The sequence below is a fragment of the Bifidobacterium platyrrhinorum genome (assembly GCF_010667645.1).
Lineage (GTDB): Bacteria > Actinomycetota > Actinomycetes > Actinomycetales > Bifidobacteriaceae > Bifidobacterium > Bifidobacterium platyrrhinorum.
The window spans coordinates 1-19,814 of sequence record NZ_WHZV01000002.1; the positions used below are offsets into that span (position 1 = coordinate 1).

The window sequence follows — 19,814 nt, forward strand, 5'->3', positions numbered from 1 at the left end:
CCAGTTCACGGCGGATCGTGACGATCCGCTCCACGAGCCGCCCGTCGGTCCTGTTCGCGATGCGATGCGCGCGCCGGGAACGAGGCAACAGGCCCGCCTCGCCCTCACGCTTCCACCGGCGTTTCAGCTCGTGCGCCCACTGGCGCGTGACCCCGTAGCGGCGGGCCGCCTCCGCCACCGGAACCCCCTCCAGGATCGCGTTGATGATGGCCTTGTTGCGCAGGAACTCGCTACGGACCGCCCCGTCATCATGGTTGGATGATCGCGCCGACTGCTGCTGTGACTGTGTATCCATACATGGTCAACAACCGGCGACCTGTAAACCATGCCCCAGGACACCCGTCAACCATGCCCCAGGACACGGCGTCAACCATGCCCCGAGACACGCGTCAACTATCCGCTGAGACTAGACACTCGAGCGGCGTTTCCCTCAAACCGAAAACCCGCCCCTGCTGCGTTGAGGGGGAAGGGGATCGGGGTTAATAGACAAAACGTGGGTCTTAAATCCTGAGTAAGGCTTACTGCGGATTTGCATGTCGGGGTGTGATGAACACCCGAACCGCTAGTCGCACCCCGACACACAAAACAGGAGAACGGCTCCCACCAGATTTAAGACCCACGTTTTGTCTATTAACCCTCGGATATCGTCGCTCGTAAAGAGAGCCCCGAGTGAGAATCGGACTCACGACCTCTTCCTTACCAAGGAAGTGCTCTACCACTGAGCTATCGGGGCACGCGGATGCGGATCCGTGCCGTTCGCCTTGACCGCGCCAAGGCAACCTGAACATCATGGCACGGGATCGCGCATCGCGCAACTCGGCTCTCCGCGCGGGTCCCGGAATCGGTTCGGGAGAGCGGATGCCGGAACCGAATCCCGGCACATCGTCGCGGCCGTTGGCGGTGCCGTCGTCCGTCCCGCCGGCGCCTAACGGCGCATCATGATGAGCATCATCTTGGAGGCCTCCTCGGCGTAGACCGCATGCGGCAGGCGGGTCGGGAAATGCAGGATGCCGCCCGGCACAAGATCGACGGTTTTGCCGCCGCCGGTGACCTTGAGCCGTCCCTCGAGGCACTGCACGAGCACCGGCATGGCTGCGGTGTGCTCGCTCAGCTCCTGTCCCTTATCGAAGGAGAACAGCACCACGTTGGCGCCCTCCACCTGCATCACGGTGCGCGAGACCGTGGCCTCCGGCTGCACCTCGACCATCGGCGTGAGATCGTCGATGAACTCCATCACCATCGGCTGGGACTGGTCATCATGCGTGTCGTCGGTCATATCGTGCTCCTTGTGCTCGTTCGGTTGTTTGTTCGGCGCCATCACCTTCCGTACCAGCGTAATCGCGTATGGAAGGTGACGCGCGTCAATCCGTGCGCCGTGCCACGAACGCGATGCCGGTGAGCGCGTCGCCGTAGGCGTCGAACACGCGACGCATCCGCATCACCCGCGCGCGCAGATCCGGATGCGTCAGCACGTTGCGCACGATACGCAGCACACCGGCCACGCCCTCATCCGCCAGATTGCGGCGCACCCTCAACAACGCCATCGGTTCGACGCCGGTCCACAGCACCTCGAATCCTTCCGATTCGAGCAGCGTCCGCCACTCGGCGGCGGTCAGCGGCCGCGCGTTGACCTTGATGGCCTGGGCGAGGTCCCTGCGGATCGCGTCCTTGACGGATGCGTCCAGATCGTCCGGCGCGAGCCCCATCTCGTGGATCGCGTACAGTCCGCCGGGCTTCAGGATGCGATGCGCCTCGCCGATGATCGCGCGTTTGCCGCGTTCGGACTGCATGGTGAGCATCGCCTCGCCGACCACCACGTCCGCCGATTCGTCCGGCAGACCCGTATGCGCGGCGTCGGCCTTGATGCAGGTGCCGTTGGCGGAGGCCGCCAACGGGGTGATGATGTTCACGACCTGCTCGTCCCGGTCGACGCCGGTGTATCCGGCAGGTCCGGCGTTCAGAATCAGTTTGGTGGTGCGGCCCAGGCCCGGGGCGAACTCCACCACCCGCCTGCCCGCAAGCGTCGCATGCGCGAGCATGCGTTTGGTGAGCTTCTCCCCGCCCGGCCGCAGCACGCGCTTGCCGAGCTTGGCCAGCACCCAATGGCCCTGCATATGCTCGGGGTCGCGATCGGCCTGCGGCAATTGCGATTCCGTGATGGTCGTCGTATTGCGTTCGTCCATGGCCCCTAAGCATATGGGAACGGACCCGTGTTGGGAAGACCCTCTTCCGGTGAGGACGGCCGCCGCGTGACGGCGCCGACATGGGCCAGCCAGCATCCGAGCGGGATGGTGAGCGCGCCGCCGATGATGAAGATGAGCCGCACGTCGATCATGTCGGACAGCGGTCCGAAGACCATCATGCCCAGCGGGGTGCCGAAGGTCGAGAACGCGTTCAGCAATCCGAAGACGCGTCCCTGCATGTCCTCCGACGATTCCTGTTGGAGCATCGTGAACGCCGGCGATGCGGCCAGCGGCGTGGCCAGTCCGGTCAGGAAGTCGATGATCAGGAATACGGGCAGCGTCGGCGCGAGACCCAATCCGGCCGTGGTGATGCCGATCAGCACGAAGCCCACGGCCACTGCGCGCAGGCAGTCATGGATGCGTTTGGCGCCGATGGACGACATCAGCAGCCCGCCGAGAATCATGCCGATGCTCCATGCCAGCTCGTTGGCGGCCAGCTTGTCCGACGTGCTGGAGAGCACGGCGAACCCGAGGTTCAGATCATCGTGCCGGTATTCGCGGTTGATCAGCAGCAACGTGAGGTTCATCGGCGCCACGTTGATGAAGCAGACCAGCGCGTTGCCGAGGATGACGCTTCTGATGCGCCGGGACCGCCACGTGTACGCGAACCCCTCCCGCAGGTCGCGGATGACGCGCGCGGCGGCATCGGGGACCGCAACGGTTTCTCCGGCCGTCTCGCCGCCGGTCTCCTGCACGCCGGCCGATCCGGGGACGCGTATGCACGCCGTGAATCCGATGCCGATGACGGCCGTGGTCACGTCGACGAACAGAATCGCCCACAACGGCAGAACGGTGACCAGCACGGCGGCCAGCGCGGGCGCGGCGATCTGATTGGCGGACTGCAGGGTCCCGTTGACGGAGTTGACCCGCATCAGCTTGGATTCGGGCGTGATTTGAGGAATGAACGACTGCACGGCCGGAGTCTGCACGCCGCCTCCCGCCGAGCGCAGCGCAAGCACCAGCATGATCAGCGAAAGATTCGCCCAACCGGTCGCGAACGCCGCGGCCAACAGGACGGTGAGACCCGCGATCACGGCATCGGGCAGCATGATGAGCAGTTTACGGTTCCACCGGTCGGCCCAGACGCCGCCGAACATGGACACCACGGCCTGTGGCAGGCAGGTGACGATCATCGCCGAAGCCATGACCGATCCGGAATCCGACTGCATGACCAGATGCCAGAAGATGGCGTATTGCACCACCGACGAGCCCAACAGCGAGAGCGTCTGCCCGGTCAGCAGCAGCGCGACCCGCTGCTTCCAGGTCGTATCCTGTGGTGACGCCGGCGGCTGGGGGAGAGTCGAGGCCGGAGGTTGGGATGGGGTAGGGATTTCCGTAGATGAAATATTGGTGGACATGACGATCCTTGCTTATCCGGCTCCCCGGCGCAAGGCGGTTTCGCAAGGCGTTGTACGTCGCGCAAGCGGCACGTGGTCGCATGACGGCAGGGACCATGACGGTTAACGACGTCGCGACGATGTTCGGCCCCGCATATTGCCTATTGCCGAAAAGGGAAATTCGATTATGACGACGGATATGCGCAGAACACGCGGATCGATGCAAGTTCGCCAAAGCGCGCCCGGTCGCGGTGCATCATCGGCCGTGCCGTCAATCGGGAGGCGGGGACGTGGGTGCGGCCGCGAAGGCGGTGATGGTGGGATACGGCGAGCCGCGTTACGCGCGTTTGCCGGTCACGCGCGGGCGGAACTGAATCCTCGCCATCACGCATGACATGATCATCATGCAACATCTCATGCGGGCAACCGTATCAACCCGGGAAGCTCGATTCCGGATAACGCCCGGACTATGGACCCTGCTATGACCCTGTCGGTCTGTTCATCTCGCCGGGGTGATCGTTGATCAACGGTCTTCGGAGGCGTCGTCCGAGACCGGATCATCATAACCGTCCCGTCTGTGTTTCGATGATTCGGCGTTCCTCGATGATTCGCCAACGCCCTGCAGACGTTCCTGGATTTCGGCCCGTCGCCATCAGTCGGGCAGAATGGTGCCCACGGAGAACAGCGCCGCGCCGCCGCCGAGGCCGACGCGGCCGCCTGCGACCGTGGCGTGGATGACGCCGCCACGCGCCGACGCCTGATAGGCCACGAGACCGTCGCATCCGAGACGCCTGCTCCAATACGGCAGGATGTGGCAGTGACCGGAGCCGCAGACCGGATCCTCGGGGACGTCGAGTTTCGGTGCGAACGAACGGGACACGCAGTCGAAGCCCGAATCCGCGGCGCCGGCCGCCGTGACGTTGACCAACAGTCCGGGCAGATCCTTAAGCAGCTCCTGATCGGGATTGAGGTCGCGCACGGTCCGCTCGTCGGGCATCACGCACAGCAGGTCACGGCCGAGCCACGCCTCGACCGGACGTGCGCCCAATGCCCGTTCCATCGCGTCGGTGACCGGCATGGGCTTCAGATCGAAGGCGGGGAAATCCATCGTGAACACGTCGCCGGCGTGGTCGTCGCCATCACGCCCGTCGCCCCGCCGTCGGGTCACGGTCAGCACACCGCTCATCGTCCGGAACCGCACCACGTCGGCGTCCGGTTCCACGAACCGCAGGATCACGTAGGCGGAGGCGAGCGTTGCGTGCCCGCACAGGTCGATCTCACCGCCCGGCGTGAACCAGCGCAAACGCCACCCTTCCGGCTCGCGCACCGCAAACGCGGTCTCGGAAAACCGGTTCTCCATCGCGATGCTTGCCATCAGCTCGTCCGAGGGCCACGATTCCGGCAGGCACACCGCCGCCGGATTGCCCTTGAACACCTTATCCGTGAACGCATCCACCACATACTGTTTTATGGCCATAGTCCGCAAACCGCCTTTCATCACCGATCGTCAGATGCCTCGCCACGAGCTCACGACGTGGCAGGAAGCCGTAAGCCCGTCAGACGAACACCAGCTGGACGAGCACCATGTACACGATGGTTCCGCCGGCGACGGACACCAGCATGCTATGGCGCCACCGATGCAGCAGCACGATCACAAGGATCGCGATCGTCTCCGGCATCCCATGGGATCCGGAGAACGGCGACACATCCTTGAGCGCATACACCACCAACAGGCCGGTCATCGCGTGTGGCAGCACCTTGCCGAGGTAGGTCACCGTCCTGGGCGGGCGACGCGAATCGGGAAACAGCGTGAACGGCAGGAATCGGGTGAGCATGGTGCCCAACGAGACCGCCGCGATGGTCGCAACGGCCTGCCACGTGGTCATGGTCATCATCGATTCTCCTTCTTCCGGGCGCCAACCGCATCGCCCGCGTCCTCCAATCGTGTACGCAATATCAGGAACGCCGCCAGCATCAGCACCATGGCCGGAATCATGAACCGGTCCGGGCCGAACAGCGCCAGACAGACCGCGGAAGCCAGCAACCCGACCAATGCGGGCGCATGGGATCGCGCCGATGCCGTGAAATCCGCAACCGCCGAAAGCGGGCTCGAGCGGATTCCGCCGTTTCCTTTCCGATTCCGGTCGTCGTCCCACTGTTCAAGGAGAATCGACAGGAACAGGGCGGCGAGCACGAACTCGATGCCCTTGGTGTCGAACGGCAGCACGCCGCCGGCCAGCCAGCCCACGGCTATTCCGCCGAACCAGTAGGAACGGCAAAGCGCCGAGACGAACATCATGAACCATCCTCGGTCGACGGATGCCGGAATGCGGACGCTGGAATCGATGGCGAACGTCTCGTCGATCATCGTGAAGATCAGATACGGCTTTTTCCAGCCCAATCCACGGAATTTGTCCAACATCGACAGGCCATAGAACAGATGGCGCGCGTTGACCATGATCGCCAGCAGGAACGCGGCCCACGGGTCGAACGCGGACAACAGCAGATTCACGGTGACGAACTCCATGGAACCGGCGAAGATGACGTAGCCCATGGCCAGCGGGTACACGATCGAGAACCCCTTGGCGTGCATGAGCAGCCCATAGGACCCGCCGAAGAACAGGAAGCCGGCGGCAATCGGCAGCGTGGGCGGCAACGCGGCCCGGAACGCCGTACGCAACAACGCCATATCGGGAGGACCTTCTTTCGTTGATGCTTCTGATGAATGTGCCGGACGGTCCGGAACGCGCTGGAGATGTCCGATGACGGTCATCGTATGCAGGCCACACACGATAAGTACAATCAAATTTGCTAATGGACACGTAAGCGATGCTTATGCATCCGCCTATGATGGTGCATCATGGACAACCGGTATCTCGCCCTGCGTCACATCGTCGAATACGGCAGCTTCTCCGCGGCCGCCGACGAACTGCGATGCAGCCAGTCGGCCGTCAGCCAGATGATCGCCTCGCTGGAGAAGGAACTCGACGTCACCCTGCTCAACCGGCAGCGCGGCGGATGCACGCTCACCGAGGAGGGGCGCCAGCTCTACCCGCTCATCGAACGCTACGTGGAGGACGGTCTGCGTATCCGTGAACGGACCGACGAGATCCTCGGCCTCGACACCGGCGTGATCCGCATGGGCACCATCGCGAGCATCTCCGCCCACTGGCTGCCCGGGCTCATCAGCGGGTTCCAACGGCGTCATCCGAACGTGCGGTTCGTCCTGCATCAGGGCGACTACACCACGATTCAGGAATGGATCCACAACGGCACCATCGACTTCGGGTTCATCAACCCCGCCGCCGCGCGCGACGTCGAGATCATCACCATCAGACGGGGCGCCATGTTCGCCGTCCTGCCGCAAGACCATCCGCTCGCCGCGCTCGACCGTGTGCCGCTTGCCGCGCTCGCCGAGGAGCCCATGATCCTGCTGGAGGAAGGCCACTACTCCGAGCCGTTGGAGGCGTTCGCGTCGGTCGGGCTCAAACCGAACGTGCGGCTGCGCATCCACGACGACTACTCGATCATGACCATGGTCGAAGCCGGATTGGGCTTCAGCATCCTCGCCGAACTCATCCTCCACCGCACCAGCGCCAACTACAGGCTTGCCCTGCGTCCCACCGACCCGCCCGTGGAACGCACCATCGCCATCGCCTACGCCGACCGTGACAGGCTCCCCCTCGCTGCCAGACGATTCATCGAACACCTGCGAAGCAACATCGACGCGCTGCCCTGAAGGGGTTGCCTCTGTTACCTGGTTACGTGGGGTTGCTGAAAACGAAAAACCCCAGAACCGCATGGTTCCGGGGGTCGAGCGGAGGATACGAGATTCGAACTCGTGAGGCTGTTACACCAACACGCTTTCCAAGCGTGCGCCATAGACCACTAGGCGAATCCTCCATGTGTTTCCCTGAACCCCTGAACAAGCAGGCTCAGCACACAATTGAGAGAGCATAGCAGGATGTTTGATGATGTGTCCAATCGAATGTCGTCCGGCGTGTCGCGGCTATGGTCCTATGCGGAAAGGGGGTGCCTCCGGCTGTTGTGCTCGGATGTCACAGACCACCGTCGTCATTCGTTGCCGTTCGCCGATGCCCATCCCGGTATCCATCACGATCGTCCGTCATTGCCGCCGCTGAGCATCGCCATCCGCCATCGGCGTTGATGACGGCGTTCCGATCTCCCCTCAATCTCACGGAACGTCAGGAGCCTTCCCGCCGATTCCCAGTATAAGGTGTGAAGGTTAACGGTCTGTAGCGCCCGCTCGCCTGCCGTTCGCCCGTTCGCCGGGTAGTGAGAGAATAAGGCGCATGACCGAAGTGCAGACGAACCAGAACCCCTCCAAGACCATCGACAAGCTCGCCATGGTCATCACCACCTACAAGCGCCAGAACCTGCTCGCCACCCTGTTCGAGTCGATCCTCGCCCTCGAACAGGCGCCGTGGCGCGTCATCGTCGTCGACAACGAGCGCTCCGACGAGACCAAGTCCATGGTCGAGGACTTCTCCGCCAAGGTCACCGCGCAGTGGGGCAAGACCGTCGCCGACCGTTCCGGCAACCAGGAACGCGTCGTCTACGCGCCGCAGACCGAGAACCTCGGTGGCGCGGGCGGCTTCTCCGCCGGCGTGAAGAAGGCGTACCAGCTCGGTGCCGAATGGTTCTGGGTGATGGACGACGACGTCGCCGTCCTGCCCGACGGCATCGCCAAGCTCGCCCCGTGGACCCGCCGCCACGAGGTCATCCAGGGCAGCCGCTTCGACTACGACGGCGGCCCGTTCTACTGGCAGTACGACTTCCGCATCGGCCTGGGCATCCCGAACCCGATCGCGCCGGCCGCGTTCGGCCGCGCCGGTTTCCGCACGATGAACACGTTGTGCTTCGAAGGCGGCTTGTTCAACCGCCGCGTCGTCAAGGAGATCGGCCTGCCCGATCCGCGCTTCTTCATCTACTGGGACGACACGATCTACGGCTACCGCGCGAGCAAGGTCACCGCGCCGATCGTCGTGCCCGACGTCGTGCTGCGCCGCACGCGCGAAATCGGCAACTGGGACATCGCCGGCCTGCGCCAGCTCAACTCAACGTCCGACATGAACCGCTACCACATCATGCGCAACCGCGGCTACATGGCCCGCTACTTCATGGTGTACGGCGACTACCGTCCGTTCCTCTTCGGCCTCGGCACGCTCGCCACCGCCGCGAAGGAGCTCATCCGCCTCGTCATGGTCGACCGCGAGCACCTGCGGACCGGCATCGTCCAGATCGCCAAGGGCTGGTGGGATTCCCGCAAGCTCCTGCACGACAACGCCTGGCGTCCGATGCCGTCGCCGCTGCCCGACACGCTCGACGACTGACGATTCCGGCCCGGGGCCCAAAGCCCATGGAGTCCTGAATCGAATCATTTTCGCAACGGGCCCGCCGTCTCGGTTCCGGAGACGGCGGGCCCGTCGTGTGATTGCGCATTCCCGATTCTCGGTTTTCTCGGGTTCTCAGGCTCTCCTACGCCGCTCAGTCGCCGCAGCCGAACCGGTACAGCGCCCAACCGTCGCCATACGACCCGTAGTCGGCGACCTTCACGAGCACGCCGTCGCGCACATACGCGTCAATCAGGTCCGTGTTATGGAACGCGTCGTACTGCGCCTTGTACGGGAACGATTGCAGACTCGTCGCCTGATCGCCCATCGTGAGGAAATACTCCGGCAGCTCGGCGCCGATCGGACAGACCGTATCCAGCACACGTGCGCCGTCGCCGGACGCGAACGCCTCCTCGGTCGCGCCGAAGATCCACCCGTCGCCGGTGCTCTGCGCGTTCATGATCGGGTACAACATGGTCGCGTTGTACAGCGACGTCGCGTACATCGACCCGTTCATCGGATCGGACACGATGGTCGCATCCGTGCCGGTGCGCGCCACCGCTCGCTTCAGCACCTCGATCTTCGCTTCGGTGAGCTGCTCCACCGGATCGGTGCCGGCAGTCAGCGACGTGTTCACGGCGATGCGCTCGGCGGTCGCAGCGCGCGACGGCGCGACCACCTGCGCCATCGCCGCGATGGCCACGAGCAGCAGCGTCATCAACATGACGGCCGCATGCATCACGGCGACGGAGGTTCCGGTTGCGGCGGTTCGCGGTGCTGTTTCCGCACTGTCATGGCCCGGTGCGCCGTCGGCGGAGTCTTCCGGGGGCCTGCGCGTGGCCGTCATCCGCGACAGCGCCCCCGCGGCGGCTCCCATACCGCACACGACAAGCGGCACGGTGGTGAGCGGCAGCATCGCGACGATGCGGTTCTCATCGCGATACCACGGCGCGCTGAGCATATTCGGCACCGCGCCCGTCAATGTGACCGTAGCGACATAGACGATCGCCACGAACGCGAACGCCGCGACCAGGCCGATCATGTTGCGGCGGGCGATTCCCCGCATCGCATAACGGATGCCCACGATGGCGGCCACGATGAGCAGGATGGCGAACAACGCCGCCGGAACGCCGTCCAATCCGTCGGACAATGCGTACATCACCGATTCGGCAAGGGTCTTGGAAGGCCGGTGCGAATGGAACCAGGACGCGGGATTCGCATACCGGTCGGATTTGAACGTGGCGAACATGAACACGACGAACGCCGCGCCGCCCGCGACCATCACGCCGAACGTCGCCGCGATGAACTTCCATGGCAGGCGGAGCACGATGAACGGCAGCATCAGCAAGGCGTACGTGAACATCGCGCGTGGATGCGCAAGCATCATGATCGCGCCGCACAGGGCCGTCGCGGCGAGCCAGACGATCAGCGAATGGATCGGGGCGCAGGATGGTAGAGGTGTAGATAGGGGGTCTTCTTGTTCTATCGGGTGATTAAGGGGGGTCTTGCACGACTGTCCGGCAGCGCCCTCGCTTCCCTGTCGTTCCTTGCTTTTTCTTGCCTTGGAAAGGGGGTTCCTGCTCGGCTCATCATCGGCCGGCAAGGATTTTTCGGGGGTATAGCCCGCCTGATTAAGGGGGGTATTGTCGGTGGATGTTGCGATGGATGATGGGCGTTGCGATACGATTCCGCCACGATTCGCGTTCGTGTTGCCGGTGGCCCCCCTATGCCCCATGCCGGCGAGCAACGCATTGATGGCGTCGAGCAGCCGGAGTGAAACATATAGCAGATACGGCAGCAGCGACATGGCGAAACCGTAGGAGACCAACGGTCCGGCATCAAGCATCGTGTACGGGTGGCAGACGGAAGAGACGGCGAGAACCGGGGCGAACGCCAACAGGATGCTCCGCATCCAGACGGCCGCATGCAGGCCGTGGCTCCGGTTTCGTTCCGGCCGCTCATTCGTCTCACGCGCCGTCGGGTCCTGACGGTTCGTCGTAGAGCCGGGATTCATCGCAGCGGCCTCATGCGGCAAACCGCAGTGACGCAGGAAGTACGAGCACAGCAACGTCATGCCCACGGGGAACAGGATTCCGGAGGAGATGATCCACGTCACGCTGAACGCGGCATAGATGGACAGCGGGGTTCCGGTGAACAGGCCGACCACCGCGGAGCACAGGTAGGCGAGGATGTGGAACAGCGGGGGGTAGAAGCTGTCGTTCGGCCACAGCCGGAGCGCCGCCCCCAACCCTTCGTGCATGAGCTTGCTGATGAAATAGTAATGGCCCGGCGCGTCGCTGCTCTGGATTGGCATGGAGAACACCGGCTTCGGGAACCAGACGACGACGATGGCGAAGGCACAGACCAGCCCCGCCAAAACCGGCAGCGCGGGCAAGACGCGAACCAGGCGTTGCCGCCAGTGCAAGGCGGTCGCCGGCGCAGAATCCCGCGATGACAAGGGAGCGTCGCTTATATTCTGGCGTTTTGGTTGCATACATACCTCGTTTCGGTGATATCGACCCCAACGATATCAACCATGTTGGCCGTGCCGATCATGCCGTATGCATGGCTCGTTGCTTCCCGCTCGCCGTTCGTTGACCGCTGACCGGATCTTTTCCCTTGGTGACCCCGAGTCCACTTATCGGCTCGATGAGGGGCGTACGCGCCTATGTGTGTGAGATTCGGGCGAGTTCGCATTGCAGGGAGGGATCGTTCGCCGGGTTGTTTCGATCGGTTGTTCCGATACGTGTGGAGTTTTGCGGCTACGTGTGCGATTTGCATGGCTACGTGCGGAGTGTGGGGGTGAAAGCGAGGGTCTCACCGGAGGTGACTGTGTTCGGGAACGTTGAAATTCCAAGGTTTTCTGATTTCGTACAAGAGCGTGATCTGCAGTTCTTGCAAGGCAGGGTCCGCATGTTGTCTCTCGAATCGTGCACGTTGCCGCAAAACTCCGCACGTGCCCCCTGAAACTCCGCATATTCAGCAGGCATGCTCACCATGAACGGCTTAGCTTGCACGGTACCGGCATGAAGAGGATTTGGGTTGATGCGAGGGCGAGGCCTCACACGCAGGAACAGACGTCACGGTGCCTTACAGTGGCGGCTTGATGCGGGGTTTCGCGTGCACGGGAACAGGAATACGTGAATGCCGCGTAATAGGTCAACACTGCTGTTAAGTCAACGCTGGCACATCCACCGGATTCGCGATGTTTATCCACCGAACGTTTCCCCGGTTTCCCGCACAGTGCGGTATTCGTTACCGTGGACGGCATGACTGGCACCACTCCCGGCATCGCGATGAGGCAACTGGCCGTCGACCGACTGGATGAACTGGGCAAGGCCATGGACCTCGCTCGGAAACACGGCGTCGAATTCGAATGCGGCCTTGTCTCCGCGCTGAGGCTCGCCGGCGTCGAATTGCCGCTCATCCCCCGTGGGGCGCTTAATCTCGACAGACTGCACATCGTGGTCGACGTCCCTGCGGGACGCCGTAGCTGGAAAGGCGCCGAATGGCATGTGGCCGCCCCGTCGCTGCTTGCCGTCGGTTCCGGGTTCCGGCGCGAGTATTCCCCGATGGTCGTGATGGAAGGCATTCGCATGACGCATCCATTGCTGGCGTGGGCCCAGATGTCCCGCTTCATCGACGAGACCGAATTGACGGCGCTCGCCGATTCGATGATGCGCCGCAATCAGTCCGAGCCGCATTTCGTCCCGGATGATTTCCGCACGCTGGTGGAGGTGTTGCCCAAGCGGTTCAAGGGGCGGACGAAATGCCTCTGGGCGTTGGACCATATGCGCGAGAACACGGATTCCTCGATGGAGACCCGCATGCGTTTGAAGCTGGAGGCGGAACCGCTGCCGGAGCTGCGCTCGCTGACGGTCAACCACAAGGTGGCGGTCGACGAGGACGGGGCGTCCATGTATTTGGACATGGCGTTGCCCGACCTGCGTATCGGCATCGAATACGCCGGCCGGCATCATGCAGGGCAATGGAGTGATGACGTGTCGCGCCAGTCCGCGCTTACCGCCGTCGGATGGGAGATCCTGACCGCGCACAACGATACGTTGAAGGATCCGTTGCAATGGAAGGAGTTCATGGTCCGTCTGGCGTCGTTGGCGATGCATCAGCGTCAGCGGTCGGATGTCGGCGTTTGACGGTGCGGGGTGTGTTGTGGAATGTCATCTATCGGGGATTGGGGGGTAGGGGTGTTCGGTATGTGGCGAAGGGTAAGGGGAATGGTGTGTGGTGTTGAGCATGGGGCCGTGTCCGGCGGTTTAGGCCTGAGCAGAGGCCGGGTTTGAATTGTGGGTTTGGGTTTGGCCGTATCGGGTCCGGAGCGGGGTGATTCCCGCTGTCGTCGTCTGATTGCCTCCGCGGCACGCCATTCCTGTGATTGTTCTGCTCGCTACGCCATGGTCTCCATGGCCGCCGTGGCTGCCGTGGTCGCCGTGGCTGCCGTGGCCATCCCATGATCACCCCGCCACCGCCGCCGGCCCATGCTCCTATGGTGTGCTGGAGAAACCCGGAGGAATAAGGGAATCACACAAGCAAACGAGAATTCCCGGAATCGAAGTTCGGTAGGTGCCCATGCTGTTTCAATCCGGCGCGCTGTTGCTCGCCATCATCGGCCCGTATGCGCTCAAACATCTGCACGTGTTCGGCGACCGCGACTACAAGGTGGCGCAGGGCCTCGTGTTCAACCTCACGCTGCCGTGCGCGATCATCCTGTCGTTCGCCACGAACAAGCACGACATGCGCATGCTGTGGATCGTGCTGTTCGGCTTCTTCGCCTGCGCGATTCCGCTGTTCGTGGTTTATGCGGGTTCGCGCGGCGACGAGCGCAACTACCGCGCGTTCCAGATGCTCAACGCATCCGGGCTGAACCTGGGCGCGTTCTGCCTGCCGGTGGTGCAGACGTTCATGGGTGCGTCCGCGGGTCTGCCGGTCATCATGCTGGATATCGGCAATGCGACGGTCGCGACGGCGGGTTCGCTCACGATCACGCGCACGCTGCTGCATATGGATGACAATTTCAAGAGCCTGCCGATGATCCTGCGCCTGCGCAATATCGCGCGTGACTTCCTCGGTTCGATCAGTTTCGACATCTACATGCTGATGCTCGTGTTCATGTTCCTGCATATCACCATTCCGCAGCCGATCGTCACGTTGATCACGCCGTTCGCCAACGCGAACGCGTTCTGCGCGATGGCGATGATCGGTCTGATGATGGAGGTGCCGGACAGCTGCAAGGACCGTGTGGAACTGCTCAAGGTGATCGCGTGGCGCATGGTGTTCGGCGTGCTGATCGCGCTCGCCGCGTGGTTCCTGCTGCCGTTCGATATGCGTATCCGCGAGATTGTCGTGCTCGGCGCGTTCGCCCCGATCACGATCTTCTCGACCAAGTTCACCGATTCCCTCACCGGCAACGCGAAGCTCGCCGGCTTCTCCCTGACCGTCACCGCCGTCATCTCCCTGGTGGTGATGACCGCCCTCCACGCGGTGCTGCCGGGGGCGTAGAGCGTTAGGGTGTGTAGAGACTAGGGTGGTCGCCTATTCCAGCAGCCAGTCGATGATGTTGATCTGCTTGATGCCGTCATGGTCGTCCGTTCCGATGCGGTCCATGGTGAGCAGTGTTTTGGGATGGTTGTCGTTGATGGACTGCAGTGGTCTGAGTTCTCTGGATAGCGTGGATTCGTCCATGACGGTCAATGAAACCTGATAATAGTGGTCACCTTGCGGAGCCGGCGTGTAGAAGTCTACTTCGGTGGTGCCTACTTTGCCGATGTGGACGGTCCGGTGGCGTCGGAGCAGTTCGAGGTAGATGACGTTCTCGATGCGGTGCCCAAGGTCGCCGCCGGTTTTGCCGAGGAACCAGAATCGGAAGCCGGGATCTCCCAGATAGTATTTCTCAAGGGTTTTCAGATAGCTTTTGCCTTTGATGTCGTATCTGTCGGCCCGGAACAGCAGGTAGTTCTCGCGTAGAGCCGCGATGTATTCGCCTACCGTTGTGGGGGAGATGCCACGATGGGTTTGTTTCATGGCATCTGCGATGCCTTTTATGGAGGTGATGTTGCCGACGTTGTCCGCGAGGAATGAGGCGACTTCGTCGAATGCGATGGTGTCGATGCGGGGGTGGCGTTGCGCGATGTCCTTGACCAGAATGGTGTTGAACACGCCGCCCAGATAGTCGGCGATGTCCTGGTCGTGTTCGAGCGTGGCAGCGTATGGCAGTCCGCCGTACAGCAGATAACGGTTGAAGGACTGTTCGGGGGATTCCGATTGGGGGCGGGTGCTGCGGTATTCCTTGAACGACAGGGGAAGCATGCGGAGTTCCACATATCTGCCGGTGAGCCGTGTGGCCAGTTCGCTGGAGAGCAGGTCCGCGTTCGAGCCGGTGAGGTAGAGGTCCACGTCGTCGCGTACGTAGAGACCGTCGGCGGCGCGCTCGAATTCTCGTACGTGTTGGATTTCATCGAGAAACACGTAGTTCACGACGCCCGGTGCCAGACGGGAGACGACGTAATCGTAGAGGGGTTTGGCGTCGGTGGGATAGTTTTCCTCCATGCTTTCGAAGTTGATGGCGATGATGCGACTCGGGTCCACTCCTTTGGTGAGGAGCTGTTCTCGGAAAAGTCTGAGCACGGTGGATTTGCCGCAGCGGCGCAGCCCGGTGATGACTTTGATGACATCTTTGTCTTGCCAACGTTCCAGCCAATCCATGTATGCCGGTCGTTCGATCATGATGCGGCCGTCCTTCCCCTTATCGATGCCGTTCGTCTCGGTTCTTGCCAAAATCTATCAGTTTTCTGATAATTATATAGGTTTGTATGAAGTTCTACCACTTCAGATAGTAGAAATTTCCATTTCATGGAGTTGAATGTGTATTCTGGTAGAAATCACGTTTCTGATGATGCGTCGGGGCATGCGTCGACGCATACATAGGGCACTCACAGATTCTGTTGGGCATGCTTGGCATGGATGTCCTTTCCTAGGCCAGGCGTGTGGGCGGACAGCTGTTACGTAACGCCGTGCCGCGCTCGCTCGACGTCGCCGAGATCGTCGGCGCGCGTACGCTGTTGACGGAGCCGGTTGCGGACAAGGCCACTGCGCTTCTATGGGCATTGTGGGTTCCGTCATGTCGCCGGATCCACGTGCATGTTCACGCCGTTGAATCTTCCCGTGTTGGCGCGGTAGGTGCGTCACCGCCGTCGGCTGCCTGGTATTTTTGGAATTTGCTGCGCGGTTTGTCCGGCATGGTCGTGACAAGCATTCCGTCGTCGACCATGGGGCGGAGGAACGCCCTGCGGAGATAGGCCGTATCGTATCCGAGATGTTCCGCGATGTCCTGTGCCGATCGTGGTTCGGTGCAGTACCGCATAATCATGTCGCGCGTGATGCCGGGGGCCTGCCGTGCGTTCGTGCGGCGGGCGTCCGCAGGGGCGGCGCCATGGTGCGTTTGCATGGTGGTCGAAGTCGAGGCAGAAGTCGGGATTTGCGCCGGTTCGGCCGTTTCGTTGAAGAAGCGTACGAGGAATGACCCGTTCCGGTCGATGAATTCCGGTCGCCGCAGACCGTGCGAGGAGGCTTCTTCCCGGATGACTGGGATACCGGAATGACGATTCTCGACTATGTGCTGGATTTCCAGCAGCGATACCAGCGTCGGATTGCGTGTGGGCATATTGGCGTAGCCGATGTCGTTGATGTTTTGGCCGCCATAGACGCCGCCGGGGTTCCAGCATTCCAGCCGGTCGGAGAACAAGGTGAGTCGTACCGGAGTGCCGTTGCTGTAGGGGCCGTAGTCGCGGTGCATGAGGGCGTTGATGATGATTTCGCGCACCGCGGTTTCGGGGTATTCGGGTACGTCGCGTCGGTCGCCATGATCGACGATCACCTTGGTGCGGCTGTTGTGCGCCACGAAGCTCAATGCGCCTTCGAGCATTTCGTCGATGGTGCCCTCGTAGCGTTTGTTGTCCAGGAAACGTTCCCCGTCGCCTCCCGGCTTGATGGTGGTTCCGTTGACCGCGATGGCGGTGATGCAGAGGTTGGGGTATGCCCGTTGGGGGTAGTCTCCCAATGTGAGCATGCCCGCGAGTGTCGCGCGGTCGCCTCGTGTCGCACCGGTGAGGGACAGGATTTCGTCATCGGTTCGACGGGACAACAGCGGGCGTTCCTTGGTGGCGTCGAGGATGAATCGGTCGGTTTTGCGCTTGTCGAGCGCGTCGAGCGTCGCTTCGGGGCTGGTGCCGGTGTCGTCGCGCCTGCCTTCCTTGAACGTTTCGATTTCGTAGAGTTCGGTGGCGGTCATGCGCACGTCGGCGTCGCCGAGGCGTGTGTATGTTCCTTCGGTGATTCCTTTGGTGGTGCGGTATACGGGGCGTTCGCTCATGGGGCGGCCGCTGATGTAGGCGGCGACGACCGTCTTGCCGTTGATTTCCGCGGTATCGAATATTGGCCGCACTTCGGGGGTCATGGCTTCGCACTGCCCGTGTACTTTCTTCTGCAGGTCCTGTGCGTCGTATACCCCGCAGACGCTGAAGTCCGTGTGTTCGTCGATGCCGAACAGGATGATGCCGCCTTCGTTCTGATTGGAGAAGGACGACAGGGTGTCGTAGACGCGTGGCGTGCCCTCGGCTGCGGCCTTGACCTCCAGTGTCTGTGTTTCGTAGCGCGTGACGAGGGTTCGTTGTATCAGATGTTGGAGTTCTATTGACATGATTTTTCCTGTTTATGGCATATGAATCATTGAAACTTATGTCATTATAGCGAAAATACTGATAAAAGGTCTTGATAAGACAGATGTTTATGTAATTTCCGTCGGTTTGGGTGATAAAACTTTGCCGGTAAGAATATCGTGTTACTTATTTTGGCAGAACATCACCGCTGCTTTTCTGCGAAAACGGGACGTTGGTCATCGGCTCTTTGCCAAGGGCGGCTTGTATTGTTAAGGGCAGTGTGTGCCGGGTCGGGGGTATCCGATTTCCGGCATGCGGCACATGATGGCGGCGGTGCGGCGGAACGAATGTTCGTCGCACCGTGCATGGCCGCGCATGCATCAGGTGGAATTGCACGTAAGGGGTTGCGGATGACTGCGAAGAACATTCACGGACTGGCTGCGGCGGTGGCGTCCGTCGCGTCGGTGGCGATGCTGGGGGCGTTGTGCGTCGCACCGGCGACCGCGTTGTCCGATGTGGATCTGGATGGTGCGTCCGTCGCGGCCGCGTCCGGTGCGACGACCGGTGTGGCGAATGCGGCGGCGAGTGGCTCCCAGCTCTCCCAGCTGAAGGCGCAGACCGTCGCCGACGCGTCGTCCGACTCCGCCGCGATGCCGGACAATCCGGATGCGGCCCTGCCAAGCCAGGTCGCCGCCGACATTCCGGACGATGCGACCGTCGTGTCCGAGGACCATGCCGTCACCGATGAGGGCGAGCTCAAGGACATCGAGACCGGCGAGACCGTGACCGACGAGAAGCTCGTCGGCACGAAGGACTCCCAGCCGGATCCGCTCGCGAAGACCGACGGCGAATCGTTCATCCCGGTCTCCGCCGATGAGGTCAAGCAGAAGGTCGCCGGCAACGGCGGCGACGTGAACGCGACCGTGGAAGGCGGCGCCGCGGACCGGTCCGGTGATGCGGCGAACGGTGATGCCGACGCCAACGCCGGTACCGACGGTTCCGCGGATGATTCCGCGAACGGCGGTCAGGGTACTGCGAACAGCGATCAGAACGCGGCCGATGGCTCCGCGAAGACCTCGGCGTCCAAGTCGAAGAAGGCCGATTCGAAGGATACGGCGGCCACGAAGTCGACCGTGAAGCTCGCAGCCCTGCAGAACGGCGAATACGGCGCCCACTGGGGCTCGTACAACGGCACGGCCGCGTTCTTCGACGCGAACAACAACCTGTTCGCCCAGCAGGCGAAGGGCGTGATCGACGTGTCCGCGTGGCAGGGCGACATCGATTGGCAGGCCGCGAAGAACGCGGGCGTGGAAGGCGCGATCATCCGCATCAGCTACGGCTGGGGCAACGGCTTCGACACGAAGGCGCTGCGCAACATCAGCGAATGCAAGCGTCTCGGCATCCCGTTCGGCGTGTACAGCTACTCGTACTCGTATGATGCGGGCACCGCCACCGAGGAAGGCAAGGACATCGTCAGCCTGCTGCGCCAGGCGGGCGTGAACCCGGGCGACCTGAGCTACCCGGTGTTCTACGATCTGGAGAAGTGGAGCTGGACCGGCCACACGCCGCCCACCAGCCCGAGCGTGTACGACGGCATCGTCAACGCGTGGTATGGCCAGCTGCAGGCCGCCGGCTACAACAACCTGAGCGTGTACTCGTACACGAGTTACCTCAACGGCCCGCTCAACAGCGGCAACATCCACGGCAAGACCCGCTGGGTGGCCCAGTACGGCGCCACCATGCAGTACACCGCGTTCCCTGCCAACGACCGCGGCTGGCAGTACACCAGCAGCGGCAAGATCGCCGGCATCACCGGCAACGTCGACCTGAATGCGTTCGGTAACAAGTCAGCAGCTTCCGGCGGCAACGGCACTGCGAAAAATGGTTGGCAGACCATCGATGGAAAGAAATACTGGTTTGACAATGGTGTGATGGCACGCAATAAGCAGGTGCGTGATCCGGCGACTGGTAAGTGGTATTGGTTTAATGCCGATGGCACTATGGCCCGGGGCGTGATGAATATTCCGGATGGTCGTGGTGCCAAGTGGGTGTATTACGACATCAACACCGGTGAAATGCGATATGGGGAACAGTATCTTTCATATGACGCCGATCATACTGGTTGGTATTATTTCGATGTCCATACCGGCGCGATGGCCCATGGTGTGCGTTGGATGACGTCCAATGGCGGTAAGTGGGTGTATTACG

General features: G+C 62.2%; 15 protein-coding genes and 2 tRNA genes. 5 read left to right on the forward strand and 12 right to left on the reverse strand.

Annotated elements, in window-relative coordinates:
• From GFD21_RS03400 to GFD21_RS03435, 8 genes are all read right to left on the reverse strand, one after another.
• Window positions 1-295: helix-turn-helix domain-containing protein (locus tag GFD21_RS03400; RefSeq protein WP_163196555.1), on the reverse strand; the 295-nt coding region annotated here is incomplete at its 3' end.
• Window positions 296-661: 366 nt separating this feature from the next.
• Window positions 662-733, reverse strand: a tRNA-Thr gene (locus GFD21_RS03405).
• A gap of 192 nt (window positions 734-925) precedes the next feature.
• Window positions 926-1,240 (reverse strand): cupin domain-containing protein, encoded by a 315-nt coding sequence (locus GFD21_RS03410; protein WP_404801553.1) that lies wholly within the window; start codon window positions 1,238-1,240, stop codon window positions 926-928.
• Window positions 1,241-1,361: 121 nt separating this feature from the next.
• The gene (locus GFD21_RS03415) at window positions 1,362-2,183 is read right to left on the reverse strand and encodes a class I SAM-dependent methyltransferase (RefSeq protein WP_163196557.1); all 822 of its coding nucleotides are present in this window, start codon (window positions 2,181-2,183) and stop codon (window positions 1,362-1,364) included.
• A gap of 5 nt (window positions 2,184-2,188) precedes the next feature.
• A complete protein-coding gene (locus GFD21_RS03420; RefSeq protein WP_163196558.1) occupies window positions 2,189-3,601 on the reverse strand; it encodes an MFS transporter in 1,413 nt (470 codons plus the stop codon).
• A gap of 631 nt (window positions 3,602-4,232) precedes the next feature.
• Complete coding sequence (locus tag GFD21_RS03425; RefSeq protein ID WP_191996843.1) at window positions 4,233-5,057, reverse strand: PhzF family phenazine biosynthesis protein; 825 nt, start codon at window positions 5,055-5,057, stop codon at window positions 4,233-4,235.
• A gap of 79 nt (window positions 5,058-5,136) precedes the next feature.
• The gene (locus tag GFD21_RS03430) at window positions 5,137-5,472 is read right to left on the reverse strand and encodes a branched-chain amino acid transporter permease (protein ID WP_163196729.1); all 336 of its coding nucleotides are present in this window, start codon (window positions 5,470-5,472) and stop codon (window positions 5,137-5,139) included.
• Window positions 5,472-6,269 carry an AzlC family ABC transporter permease gene (locus GFD21_RS03435; protein ID WP_163196559.1) on the reverse strand — a complete coding sequence of 266 codons (798 nt, stop codon included), beginning with the start codon at window positions 6,267-6,269 and terminating at the stop codon, window positions 5,472-5,474. The genes GFD21_RS03430 and GFD21_RS03435 overlap by 1 nt, the downstream gene beginning before the upstream one ends.
• A gap of 171 nt (window positions 6,270-6,440) precedes the next feature.
• Here GFD21_RS03435 and GFD21_RS03440 point away from each other — a divergent pair, with 171 nt between their 5' ends.
• A complete protein-coding gene (locus GFD21_RS03440) occupies window positions 6,441-7,319 on the forward strand; it encodes a LysR family transcriptional regulator (RefSeq protein ID WP_163196560.1) in 879 nt (292 codons plus the stop codon).
• A 79-nt stretch (window positions 7,320-7,398) separates the two neighbouring features.
• On the opposite strand, the gene GFD21_RS03445 is transcribed toward GFD21_RS03440, so the two are convergent.
• Window positions 7,399-7,483, reverse strand: a tRNA-Ser gene (locus GFD21_RS03445).
• Window positions 7,484-7,893: 410 nt separating this feature from the next.
• Here GFD21_RS03445 and GFD21_RS03450 point away from each other — a divergent pair.
• Window positions 7,894-8,934, forward strand: a complete 1,041-nt coding sequence (locus GFD21_RS03450) for a glycosyltransferase family 2 protein (RefSeq protein ID WP_163196561.1) — start codon at window positions 7,894-7,896, stop codon at window positions 8,932-8,934.
• A 154-nt stretch (window positions 8,935-9,088) separates the two neighbouring features.
• Here GFD21_RS03450 and GFD21_RS03455 read toward each other — a convergent pair whose 3' ends face one another.
• On the reverse strand, window positions 9,089-11,428 hold the full coding sequence (locus GFD21_RS03455) for a DUF6541 family protein (protein WP_163196562.1): 2,340 nt from the start codon (window positions 11,426-11,428) through the stop codon (window positions 9,089-9,091).
• A 775-nt stretch (window positions 11,429-12,203) separates the two neighbouring features.
• On the opposite strand from GFD21_RS03455, the gene GFD21_RS03460 reads away from it, so the two are divergent.
• Both GFD21_RS03460 and GFD21_RS03465 read left to right on the forward strand, forming a co-directional pair.
• Complete coding sequence (locus GFD21_RS03460) at window positions 12,204-13,088, forward strand: hypothetical protein (RefSeq protein WP_163196563.1); 885 nt, start codon at window positions 12,204-12,206, stop codon at window positions 13,086-13,088.
• 433 nt (window positions 13,089-13,521) lie between these two features.
• Complete coding sequence (locus GFD21_RS03465; RefSeq protein ID WP_163196564.1) at window positions 13,522-14,451, forward strand: AEC family transporter; 930 nt, start codon at window positions 13,522-13,524, stop codon at window positions 14,449-14,451.
• 33 nt (window positions 14,452-14,484) lie between these two features.
• Here the strand turns inward: GFD21_RS03465 and GFD21_RS03470 are convergent, their stop codons facing one another.
• Both GFD21_RS03470 and GFD21_RS03475 read right to left on the reverse strand, forming a co-directional pair.
• Window positions 14,485-15,675 (reverse strand): ATP-binding protein, encoded by a 1,191-nt coding sequence (locus tag GFD21_RS03470; RefSeq protein WP_163196730.1) that lies wholly within the window; start codon window positions 15,673-15,675, stop codon window positions 14,485-14,487.
• Between the two features lie 418 nt (window positions 15,676-16,093).
• Window positions 16,094-17,647, reverse strand: a complete 1,554-nt coding sequence (locus GFD21_RS03475) for an ATP-binding protein (protein WP_163196565.1) — start codon at window positions 17,645-17,647, stop codon at window positions 16,094-16,096.
• Between the two features lie 369 nt (window positions 17,648-18,016).
• Here GFD21_RS03475 and GFD21_RS03480 point away from each other — a divergent pair.
• On the forward strand, window positions 18,017-19,814 hold a 1,798-nt coding region (locus GFD21_RS03480), incomplete at its 3' end, for a GH25 family lysozyme (RefSeq protein WP_163196566.1).

Coding starts and splice junctions, on each gene's coding strand:
- GFD21_RS03455 (WP_163196562.1), bottom strand. CDS start 11,428: ATGCAACCAAAACGCCAGAATATAAGCGACGCTCCCTTGTCATCGCGG.
- GFD21_RS03415 (WP_163196557.1), bottom strand. CDS start 2,183: ATGGACGAACGCAATACGACGACCATCACGGAATCGCAATTGCCGCAG.
- GFD21_RS03430 (WP_163196729.1), bottom strand. CDS start 5,472: ATGACCATGACCACGTGGCAGGCCGTTGCGACCATCGCGGCGGTCTCG.
- GFD21_RS03450 (WP_163196561.1), top strand. CDS start 7,894: ATGACCGAAGTGCAGACGAACCAGAACCCCTCCAAGACCATCGACAAG.
- GFD21_RS03460 (WP_163196563.1), top strand. CDS start 12,204: ATGACTGGCACCACTCCCGGCATCGCGATGAGGCAACTGGCCGTCGAC.
- GFD21_RS03475 (WP_163196565.1), bottom strand. CDS start 17,647: ATGTCAATAGAACTCCAACATCTGATACAACGAACCCTCGTCACGCGC.
- GFD21_RS03465 (WP_163196564.1), top strand. CDS start 13,522: ATGCTGTTTCAATCCGGCGCGCTGTTGCTCGCCATCATCGGCCCGTAT.
- GFD21_RS03410 (WP_404801553.1), bottom strand. CDS start 1,240: ATGGTGATGGAGTTCATCGACGATCTCACGCCGATGGTCGAGGTGCAG.
- GFD21_RS03425 (WP_191996843.1), bottom strand. CDS start 5,057: ATGGCCATAAAACAGTATGTGGTGGATGCGTTCACGGATAAGGTGTTC.
- GFD21_RS03420 (WP_163196558.1), bottom strand. CDS start 3,601: ATGTCCACCAATATTTCATCTACGGAAATCCCTACCCCATCCCAACCT.
- GFD21_RS03470 (WP_163196730.1), bottom strand. CDS start 15,675: ATGATCGAACGACCGGCATACATGGATTGGCTGGAACGTTGGCAAGAC.
- GFD21_RS03440 (WP_163196560.1), top strand. CDS start 6,441: ATGGACAACCGGTATCTCGCCCTGCGTCACATCGTCGAATACGGCAGC.
- GFD21_RS03435 (WP_163196559.1), bottom strand. CDS start 6,269: ATGGCGTTGTTGCGTACGGCGTTCCGGGCCGCGTTGCCGCCCACGCTG.